At 49.3% G+C, this 10,629-nt stretch carries 9 protein-coding genes; 6 read left to right on the plus strand and 3 right to left on the minus strand.

The window, feature by feature from the left end; all coding sequences use genetic code 11:
• Positions 1 to 150: 150 nt before the first annotated feature.
• From ACKTSG_RS12400 to ACKTSG_RS12410, 3 genes are all read right to left on the minus strand, one after another.
• Positions 151 to 432 (minus strand): transposase, encoded by a 282-nt coding sequence (locus ACKTSG_RS12400; RefSeq protein WP_407895218.1) that lies wholly within the window; start codon positions 430 to 432, stop codon positions 151 to 153.
• An 82-nt stretch (positions 433 to 514) separates the two neighbouring features.
• On the minus strand, positions 515 to 1,531 hold the full coding sequence (locus ACKTSG_RS12405) for an IS30 family transposase (protein WP_407895220.1): 1,017 nt from the start codon (positions 1,529 to 1,531) through the stop codon (positions 515 to 517).
• Between the two features lie 165 nt (positions 1,532 to 1,696).
• On the minus strand, positions 1,697 to 2,890 hold the full coding sequence (locus tag ACKTSG_RS12410; RefSeq protein WP_407895222.1) for an ABC-2 transporter permease: 1,194 nt from the start codon (positions 2,888 to 2,890) through the stop codon (positions 1,697 to 1,699).
• A 43-nt stretch (positions 2,891 to 2,933) separates the two neighbouring features.
• Between ACKTSG_RS12410 and ACKTSG_RS12415 the strand changes: the two genes are divergently transcribed.
• The 6 genes from ACKTSG_RS12415 (at position 2,934) to ACKTSG_RS12440 (ending at position 10,525) form a co-directional block, all read left to right on the plus strand.
• Positions 2,934 to 3,920 carry a LacI family DNA-binding transcriptional regulator gene (locus tag ACKTSG_RS12415; RefSeq protein ID WP_407895224.1) on the plus strand — a complete coding sequence of 329 codons (987 nt, stop codon included), beginning with the start codon at positions 2,934 to 2,936 and terminating at the stop codon, positions 3,918 to 3,920.
• A gap of 77 nt (positions 3,921 to 3,997) precedes the next feature.
• The gene (locus ACKTSG_RS12420; RefSeq protein WP_407895226.1) at positions 3,998 to 5,662 is read left to right on the plus strand and encodes a type 2 periplasmic-binding domain-containing protein; all 1,665 of its coding nucleotides are present in this window, start codon (positions 3,998 to 4,000) and stop codon (positions 5,660 to 5,662) included.
• A 42-nt stretch (positions 5,663 to 5,704) separates the two neighbouring features.
• Positions 5,705 to 6,619 (plus strand): ABC transporter permease, encoded by a 915-nt coding sequence (locus ACKTSG_RS12425; protein WP_407895228.1) that lies wholly within the window; start codon positions 5,705 to 5,707, stop codon positions 6,617 to 6,619.
• A gap of 12 nt (positions 6,620 to 6,631) precedes the next feature.
• On the plus strand, positions 6,632 to 7,504 hold the full coding sequence (locus ACKTSG_RS12430; protein WP_407895230.1) for a carbohydrate ABC transporter permease: 873 nt from the start codon (positions 6,632 to 6,634) through the stop codon (positions 7,502 to 7,504).
• 4 nt (positions 7,505 to 7,508) lie between these two features.
• The gene (locus tag ACKTSG_RS12435) at positions 7,509 to 8,195 is read left to right on the plus strand and encodes a YesL family protein (protein ID WP_407895232.1); all 687 of its coding nucleotides are present in this window, start codon (positions 7,509 to 7,511) and stop codon (positions 8,193 to 8,195) included.
• An 11-nt stretch (positions 8,196 to 8,206) separates the two neighbouring features.
• Positions 8,207 to 10,525, plus strand: coding sequence for a glycoside hydrolase family 31 protein (locus tag ACKTSG_RS12440; protein WP_407895234.1), 2,319 nt, complete (start codon positions 8,207 to 8,209; stop codon positions 10,523 to 10,525).
• The last annotated feature ends 104 nt before the right edge of the window (positions 10,526 to 10,629 follow it).

Below are 10,629 nucleotides of genomic sequence, written 5' to 3' on the forward strand. Positions count from 1 at the left end.
GGTCTGGTAACTTGAGGCACTGATTGGCAAGTTGCCTAAAGTTGATACGATGAAGAAACTCTTGGAACAAAACGAGCCCGGCGTCATTTGAAAGTTGACCGCCGTCGGCGGTCACAGTCACATTGGTATTGCATTGCAGGGATAAGCTGGTTAAAGTTGAGATGGTGTGAAGCCTCGCTTTCGTGATGGTTTTCGTTGACTCAACCTTAGCATATAGGCGCACCCAATGGGTGAAACACCAAAGCAGCGCAGTCCCGTGTGAATCGTGGGATTGCGCTGCTTTTTTGAAATTCTATGAATAATCCAGGGTAATGTACTAGCCCCAATACCTAGATTCTTACTTATTTCATTCATGGTCATGTGATCCTTGTTATCTAAGTAATACTGAACGGCCTGTTCCTTAAATTCCTTGTCATAACTGTGCTTCGTCATTATTTGATCCTCCAATTTACTTCCCTCAATTTTCAAGTCAAGTGCAACGATGATAACGAATCCTTGATAGTGGTCTAGGTTGTTAAGCCATGCGTCGGTAGTAATCGCATGGTCGAAGATAGTTCAGAATACGTCTGGGACGATGGTTCAGTGCTGATTGGACTGCTTGGATCTCAACCAGCGTAACGTCCCTGAGAGACTTTCCCTTCGGGAAGTACTCCCTGAGTAGTCCGTTGGTGTTCTCGTTAGTGCCGCGCTCCCAAGGCGAGTATGGATGAGCAAAATAGATCTGGGTTCCAACGATTTCCGACAGCTTGGCGAACTCGGAACCATTGTCAAACGTGATACTCTCAAACTCCTTGGCACCGTAATCGTTGATCGTGTCCTGCAAGGCTTTAAGGCAGGTGTCCGCATGATAGTCAGGTATCTTAACGATGATTTCAATTCGGCTGTACCGTTCTGTGAGCGTCATCAGCGCTGGCTCATCAGCCGAACGAATACCTTTGACCAAGTCGCCTTCCCAATGTCCCACGCCTGTACGGTCATTCACGGCCGCAGGACGCAGCTCGATTGAGTCGCCGTATATCTTCTTGTTCTTGCGTTTGTGGGCGTTCTTATAGCCTTTGACGCGGCGTCGGAGCTTCTTGGGGAGTGTCATGTTGTCTAGTTCAAGCAGCCCGGCATCGATGTAGCGGTACACGGTAGTCGTTGAAGGGCAAGACTTACCCTGGTCGCGATAGAAGTGTACGAAACTATCAACGCTGTGCACGCGAGGCTTGCGGGTAAGCTCCTTGGTGAGAGCTTTGAAGAACGCACGGCCGGTTTTGAGAAAGGCGTGGTGTCCGGTTCTGTCGCGTTTGCGGTCGTGTATGTCTTGGGCAGTTTCCGCAAGATAGACTTGATGCGAGTGACGCTTCGAGTCGAGCTGAGTTACAGATCCACGCGTGATTTCTCGTGAGATTGTCGCTTTACTGCGATGAAGCTTCTGTGCAATCACGGTCGCGGTGTCACCAGCAGCCTGAAGGGCCTGAATTGTAGCACGGTCGCTAAAACTGAGTTGTTGGTAATGCTTGTGGGTGTTAGTCTGAGAGTGGGTCATGAAGATTCCTGCTTTCTTGTTTAGCTAGCACTAACAAGAATAGGTCTTCATGGCCTTTTTGGTCTAGTCGTCAGGGTGTTGCACTTGAATTGTAAACTGGGGCTCCAATTTACTTCCTTAATTATACTAAATCAGAGTCTCTATTTAACTTGTACACTTTTTATTCTAGGCCCAGACCATAGCGACCAGTGAACCAAGCCGTCCTATCGAAAGATTAAGCCAAGTAATCATATTTGTCATCGCTAGGTTGGCTAACGATAATGTTATCCAAGTGGCAAAGATGTTAGTTGGCCGTAAGCCAGCAAGGGTGATCAGTGTCAGTAACTCAACCGTTGCCGCAGCGATTGCGGTACCGTTGATCATAACAGCTTTACTTGCCCACCAATCAACGATCCGTTTGGGCTTTCTTCTTGGTGTGACTGTATCAAGCAACATGTTTAAGACCATGCCGTTAACGTATAAAGCAACACCGGCCATATAAGGCATCATTGCTGTACCGTTATTTGGTACTGAATCGCGATTGTGATCGGTGACCTTGGTCGGGCTGGCGATCATGTGTGCTGTAGCGCTTGTAAAGTGTAATTTCGGCAGTTTCTTAGTTCCGTTAGATAGGCTAGTAGAGAGCTGCTGATTACCTTTAGAAAGTGTCGTAATACTATCGGTAAGCTGGTTATCTGCGGTAGAAAGTTTTTGTCCGCCTGCGAGCAATTTCTGAGCACCTGCGGATAGCTGCTGATTACCGCTGATAAGAGTTTGCCCACTAGCGGATAATGTTTCCAGTCCGGCGTTCAATTTCTTTGCGCCAGCGTCAAGGCGATTGATCCCGCTATTTAGTGCGGCTGAACCAGTGGCTAGAGAAACGGCACCTGGCGCAAGCTGGGTTTCAACGGCGCTTGATAACCGGACATTACCTTGTGCAAGTTGGCTTGCAGCGTTAGTTAACTGGGATAAGGCGCTGCTGGCTGTACTTGCTATTTGATTTTGACGGCTTGCAGCGGTTTGCAGTGAGTTCAGAGCACTTTGCAGTTTATTCAGAAGGGGTCCCAAGGCAGCTTGCTGGCGATTGTTGCTGGCTGTATAAGTGTTGGTCACTGCATCCGTTAAGGCCTTCATTTGATTGGGTGTCAGGTTGAGCTCGGTGGCTGCTTTGGCAACATTTTCGCTGGTAGCAGTACTGTTTTGACTGGCTGCTGACTGCATTTGGTTAATGGCAGTTTGGGTTGCTTGAATGAGGGCTGCGAGTTGCGCTAAGTTGTTTGTGCCGGCTAGCTCGCTTTGATTGACTTGTGTGGCAAATGCCGAAAGCGATTGACTAAATGCTTGGCTTTTTACGCGCTTACTATTGCCGCTCGTAAACACGTGTGCTATATTAGCTGAGTAAACGTTTACATGGAGGCCGAATATGCCAACGATTAAAGATATTGCTACGATGACAGGTGTATCGATCGCAACTGTTTCACGCGTACTTAACAACCAAGGGGGGTACAGCGAAGAGACCAGAGAAAAAATCGAGAGCGCGGCTCGTGAAATTAATTACTATCGCAACGAAATGGCGGCAAGCTTGAAGAAGAGTTCAGCTCGAATTATCGGCTTAATCATGCCCAACGCTCCTACACTTTTTTACGGTGATATTGTGGAAGGAATCGAAACTGTCGCGAGCCGTAATAATTATAGCGTAATTATTACGCACGCAGGTGAAGACGGAACAAATTTGATGGACTGTGTCAGCTTAATGGCGGAACGTCGGGTCGAAGGACTCATCATTGCTTCGATATCGTTGGATGAGGCGGTAGAAAATCAAATTCAAAATTTGGCATTTCCAGTTGTTCTCGTCTCAACGAAGAGTAATAGTGGGATTCCTTATATCAAGGTGGATGATCAGACTGCTGCTTATGACGCAACCACCTACCTAATTAAACACGGACACCGTGCGGTTGCGATTGCAGGTCCTAATATGCAAGACACAATAGCAGGCTTGCCACGGGTGGCGGGTTATCGCCAAGCAATGCTGGATCACAATCTACCAGTTGAATCCGAGTGGATTCATTCTGGAACCTTTTCTTTCGAGTCCGGAATTGAGGCAATGCACGCGTTCTTTCGACTCGTGCATCGGCCGGATGCAGTTTTTGCAGTTTCTGATGATACTGCACTAGGAATTATGAACACGGCAGGGGATCTAGGATTACGTGTGCCAGACGATATTGCTGTGATTGGGTACGATAATACGCGCGTTGCTGAAATGGCAAATCCAGCGTTGACAGTGGTCAGTCAACCTTTTTTCCAAATGGGCGCCAAGGCCGTTCAGAAGCTCACGACAGCAATCGACTCTGGACAGGTGATTGAGTCGGAAATTTTAAAGCATCGTATTTTTGAACGACGATCAGTATAGGAAATTTTTTTAGCATCAACGTAAACGTTTACGCTGATGGAAAATTAAAACATGTGAATTGCAGGGGGAGAACAGTGATGAAGATTAATGCAAAGATAATTGCTTCAACGATATTACTATGCGCAGTACCTCTATTATTAACCGCATGCATGAGCAAAGGCGAGTCGAGTTCTGATAAAGATAACGTTGCGGCTACTGTCGCAGAAAAGAAGCCATTCGCAAAGTACAAGAATACTGTTAAGTATACTGTAGGTAAATCAATTCCTGGTGCACCGAAATTACCTAAAGGTGATAGTTACGAAAATAATGTCTATACCCGTTACATTAAGAAGAATCTGAACGCGGTCAGTGTTGATAAGTTTGAGGCTGAAAACGGCGATAACTACGATCGGAAAGTTGCTATGGCGATCTCAACGGGTGACCTACCTGACATTATGGCAGTCAATCAAAGCCAGCTTCAGCAGTTAGTAGACAATGACCTGATTCAAGATTTGTCTTCGGTATACAAGACCAGCACCACTAAGTCGATCAAGAAGATGTATGACTCATATGGGGGTCGGCCACTGAAGCAGGCGACCTTCAACGGTAAGCTAATGGCGCTGCCGACCACACAGACCAACAACCTCCCAACTATGTTGTGGGTACGCAAGGACTGGATGGATAAGTTGGGGCTTGCGGAACCAAAGACTATCGATGATGTTGAAAATATCCTTGAACAGTTCGTGACTAAGGATCCTGGCAATAATGGTGCAGGCAAGACAATTGGTCTGGGCCTGTCCAAGACGGTTGGGGGCAGTTATGCCTCTCTGTTCCAAGCTGATGATGTGATGTCCAAGTTTAATTCCTTCCCACGCCAGTGGATTAAGCAAGACGGCAAGGTCGTCTATGGATCCACAACGCCAGAAACCAAGAAGGCGCTGGGTTACCTGCAAGGCTGGTTCAAGAAGGGCTTGATTGATCCGCAGATGAGCGTACGAGACAAGATTGAATCTATCATTACCAGCGGTCAATGTGGTGCTTTCTTTGGTCCGTGGTGGTCTGGGGACTATCCGCTGACTGATGCCTACAAGAATAACCCGAAGGCTGACTGGCAACCGTATGTCATCACCGACAAAGACGGTAAGGTCAAAGCGTACACTCAGAACACAGCAGGGTCATACTTCGTTGTCCGCAAAGGGTTCAAGCACCCGGAACTCCTAGCGAAAATTGCTAGTCTTTTGAATGATAAGCTGGTTTATAAGGATTACGCATACAAGCCAATCGTTAACTATGGTCTGAAGGGTTACGATGGCGGTAAGCCAGTTGATCTACTGATTAACTACGCGACAGCAACGACCGACATGCATGATAACATCATGAAAGCAGTTAACGGAAAGAAAGATCCTAAGACGCTGATTCTGGACGACTACCAGAACTATAAGAAGATCAAGGCCTATAATGCAGACCCTGCTAACGCTGATAACAATGCTTGGAGTGGCCATATCACCCGCGATGTCTCTACGGGTAAGATGAAAGATACGTTGTCCAAAATTGAAGAAGTTCACCCTGTCTTCTTTGGCCAAACCCCAACCATGAAACAGAAGTGGGCTAACTTGAACAAGATGGAAGATGCCACCTTCTTGAAGATTGTGACGAACCAAGAAAGTGTTGATAAGTTCGATGACTTTGTTAAGAGCTGGCACAAACTCGGTGGCGATGAAATCACCAAAGAGGTCAAACAGGAGATCAAGTCACAGAACTAGTGCTGTGCACGAGTCACAACGCTAGGCAGAAGGGGAGAGACAATGCAATTAGCACGCACTCAAAAAAAGCAACACAAAGACTCCCAACTCATGTATCACCTCATGATGCTCCCGGGAATGCTGTTCCTGCTAGTATTTAGCTTCGTGCCAATGGCGGGGATCGTAATGGCTTTTCAAAATTACATCCCAGCAAAAGGCATCCTTGGCTCTGACTGGGTTGGTCTCGCCAATTTTAAGTATATGTTCCAGATCCCAGACAGCATGCAGATTCTCGCAAACACGGTGATTATTGCCGGCTGGAAGATCGTTTTTAACACGATTGTGCCGGTGGTCTTTGCCTTACTGCTGAACGAAATTCGAGTCAACTGGGCTAAGCGAACGATCCAAACTGTCGTTTACCTGCCTAACTTTCTGTCCTGGGTTGTGCTGGCAACGGTGGTCATCAATCTGTTTGACTACCATGGCCCGGTCAATACGTTCCTGCAGACCTTTGGGGTTAAGCCAATCCTATTTATGGGAAGTAATGATTGGTTCCGTCCAATCATGATTGGGTCCGATGTCTGGAAAGGATTTGGTTACGGTTCGATTATTTATCTTGCTGCGCTGACTGGAATCGATCCAGGGCTATATGAAGCAGCTGAGATGGATGGCGCCAGTCGGTGGAGTCAATTACTACATGTGACCCTTCCAGGGATGCTTCCGACCATCATGATGATGACGGCGTTGAACCTGAGCAACATCTTGAATGCCGGGTTCGATCAGATCTTCAATATGTATAACCCAATCGTTTATCAGACTGGCGATATCATCGATACGTATGTTTATCGCGTTGGACTGTTGGGGCAACAATATAGTCTTGGTACGGCGATTGGATTATTGAAGTCCTTGGTTGGTGCCACATTGATGATCTCAGCCAACGAGGCGTCCAAGAAGTTCGCCAACATGCAGATTTTCTAGGAGGTATGCAACGTGAAGAAGCATACGAATAAAGTTGCCAATTTCTTTATTTGGCTGATTGTCTTGGCACTGACCGCCTCTTGCCTGCTCCCACTGGTGAATATGGTTGCAATCTCGTTTAGTGACAGTGCATCGGCGGCGGCAAATCAAGTCGGACTGATTCCAGTTCACTTCAATCTCAGCTCATATCGAATGATTTTAGAGGATCACCAGTTCTGGCTGTCATTCGGGATTTCCATTGAGCGGGTCGTGCTTGGTACGTTAATTAATTTAATCTTGATTGTTTTGATGGCGTATCCGCTATCTAAGAACAAGCGGGACTTCCATGCGCGTAACATTTATATGAACCTGATTATCTTTGCAATGTTATTTAACGGTGGGATGATTCCATCCTTTATCGTGATCAAGAGCTTAGGCCTGATGGATACGATCTGGGCGCTTGTGCTACCAGGGGCAGTGCCAATTTTCAACGTTATTCTGATGATGAACTTCTTCAAAGGTCTACCAAACGCCCTCGAAGAAGCCGCAATCATGGATGGGGCCTCAAAGATGACCGTCTTGTTGAAGATTTACTTACCACTGTCGTTGCCAGGGTTAGCCACGGTGTCACTGTTTGCGATTGTTGGTCATTGGAACGATTACTTCAGTGGGTTGCTTTACATGAACCGTGCGGCGAACTACCCACTGCAGACCTATATTCAGCAGCTCAATATTGATATCACGAAAGTTACAGATGTTTCTCAACTGCACGCATTGACATCGATCTCCAACAAAACGCTAAATGCGGCAAAGATTGTGGTTTCAACGGTACCATTGCTACTGATCTATCCATTCCTGCAGAAGTACTTTGTCACTGGGATGACGATTGGGTCCGTGAAGGAGTAACGGAATGAACTTGGTGAAGCTAACAGATGGGCTGGTTCGTTTTTTCTATCGGTATATGGTCGCGAGTGTGCAATGGATTGTGCTTGGTTGGCCGTACCTGTTTTTCGCATTGGCCTTATCGTATGCACGATCAATGGATGAGATACGGTCACTAGTATTGGTTGCCTTGGCGCTGCTACCATTTGTCCTATCGCCGGCGATGGTCGCAGTGTTTCGTACCCTGGCTACCTTCAGTGAAGCGGATGAGTCGGTACCGAATCATATTTGGCAACGTAGCTGGCGAACAGTACGGCAGAGCTATCGGATGACGGTCAAGGTGAGTGCTGTGGCAGCAGTGATGCTTGCAGTAGTGTTGAATGCGGCCCTATATTACAGTCACCATTCAGTATTCTTGATGGGAGTTCACTTGCTGTTATGCGTTCTGGTCTGCGTTGCCTACCTGATGAGTTTAACCTTTGTGACGCTGCGAGAGCAGACGTGGCAAGACTATCTCAAAAATGGAGTCTTGATGACGCTCAGTAACGGGATTATCGCATTGCTTGTTGGTGGTGGTGCGGCCGTACTTCTGGTGGTGAGTTTTCACACACCAATGTTTCCGCTTGTGTGCCTTGCCGGTCCTAGCCTCGTTGGCGCCTGGGTCTACCATGTTTACGTGAAGACTTTGGCGCGGGCGGTGCTCACAAAGCAGTGATGAGGGTTGATATGACAATCAAAGCGATAACGACAGCCGATCAGACGGTTCACATCGACTTTACGACGCACCCCGCCGTTAGCTTGCAGATTTTTTCCGCGCAGATCATTCGGGTCTGTGCACCCGAGGCGTTACCTTTGACGTCTCATGCGGTGATTGCAACGCCAAGTCAGGCGCCGTTCACCGTTGATCGTGACAATGCTGGCGGCGTGCGCCTTCAGACGTCAGCATTGCACTTACATATTGATGCTTCAGGGCATGTCGATGTGTATGACGCGAATGACCTGGCGCTCGTGCTCGATTATCGCGGGCAACGGGTTCCGTTGAACCTAGATCTGCCAGAAGACAGCCATTCCGTCCTAGAGGAAGAAGGCCATGCAGGACGTGATAGTGCCGTCAATACGGTATCGTCTCAGGTCATTAAGGCGCTTTCTCCGGACGAACATTTTTATGGCTTAGGCGATAAAACCGGGTTTATCGATAAGCGCGGCTACGAGTACGACAACTGGAACACGGATGACGCATCACCGCATCTGGAGCATTACACCAAGCTGTATAAGTCCGTGCCAATTCTGTACGGCCTGCGCGAGGGCCGGCCATATGGCTTGCTCTTCGACAATGCGGCCCGGAGTCACCTTGACCTCGGGAAGGAGAACCCGGGGTATTACTACTATTCCGTGGCGGAGGGGCCGCTGGATTACTATGTGATCGGTGGACCGACGCTGGCCAGTGTGGTTCAGCAGTATACCCAGCTGACCGGTCCAACCCCGCTACCGCAGCGCTGGACGCTGGGCTATCAGCAGTCGCGGTTCGGCTGGCAAGACGCCGCTGAAGTGAGTGAGATTGCAGCCACCATGCGGCGGTATCACCTGCCTTGTGATGTGTTGCATCTGGACATTGACTACATGGCCGGTTATCGGGTGTTCACCTGGAACTCAACCCGCTATCCGCAGCCGGCAGCGTTTGTTAAGGCGCTCCATCAGCAGGGCTTCAAGCTCGTGACGATCATTGATCCAGGTGTTAAAGCCGAACCGGGTTACTCGGTTTATGACGATGGAATCGGTCACGATTATTTTGTCAAAATGCCGGCGGGGCAAGTGTACACGAACCGCGTCTGGCCAGGGCAAGCGGTTTATCCTGACTTTGGTGCGCCTTGGGTGCGCCAGTGGTGGGGAGACTACCATGCCCGCTTGACTGCCATCGGGGTGGACGGCATCTGGAACGATATGAACGAGCCGGCTGGATTCGATGGACCGCTGCCGGATGACTTGGTGTTTACCGATGAGACGAAGCCAAGCACCCACGCGAAGATGCACAATCTATTTGGCCATAACATGTCGCGGGCCACATACGCCGGTTTGCAGCAGCAAACTGGCCGGCGCCCGTTCGTGATCACGCGGGCCGCCTATGCGGGCACGCAGCGCTATGCGACGGTGTGGGCAGGGGACAACCAGAGCCTCTGGGTGCACCTTCAGATGATGGTGCCGCAGCTGTGCAACTTGGCGCTGAGTGGGTTCAGCTTCGCTGGCACCGATATCGGCGGCTTCGGGGCGGATACGACACCAGAGCTGCTGATTCGGTGGATCGAAGGGGCAATCTTCAGTCCGTTGTTGCGCAACCACAGCGCTATGGGGAATCGGCGGCAGGAACCCTGGGTCTTCGGCGAGCCAACGCTGTCGATCTATCGCAAGTATCTGGAATTGCGGTACCGCTTGATCCCGTACCTGTACGATCTGTTTGCCGCCGGTGAGCAGACCGGAGCACCGGTGATGCGGCCGCTAGTGTATGCCTTCGATCAAGACCCAGCCGTGGTCGAGATCGGCGACCAGTATATGGTCGGTGATGCGCTAATGGTCGCCCCGGTGCTGGAGAAGGGTAAAACCAGCCGCCTGGTTTATTTACCGGCGGGGGAGTGGATCGATTTTTGGACCGGTGAGCACTTGGCCGGCGGTCAGGAGATCCGAGTCGAAGTTCCACTTGATGCGTTACCGCTCTTCGGCCGAGTGGGGACAATGGTACCGATGGGGCCGAAGCAGGAGTATCTGACCGACGCGCCAGATCAGGAGATGGACTTTCGGTGTTTTGGCGATCATGGGACGTACCGCCACTATCAAGATGACGGTAGCAGCTTCGCCTACCGTGATGGCGCGTATAACCTCTACCAGATTACTGTGTCTGCAGGGGTTGCGGCGGTAACGGTCACCCATGCCGGGGATGCGGTAGCGTTCTACCGTGAGATCCGGGTACGTGTTGGTCATATTCAGCAAAAATTCGTTTTGGATAAACAGCAATACTGCGCATTGAATAAGGTAACGTCTAAAGTTCTATGAAACCAAGTCCAAAACCGGATGTTCAAGGAGGGGGCGACCGTTATTGTATTGGATCGATGTTTGGTAGTCCAGCGAGCTTAACTCATTCGTTGCTTCCTACTGGA

This window comes from Lacticaseibacillus salsurae (assembly GCF_045862175.1).
Classification (GTDB): domain Bacteria; phylum Bacillota; class Bacilli; order Lactobacillales; family Lactobacillaceae; genus Lacticaseibacillus; species Lacticaseibacillus salsurae.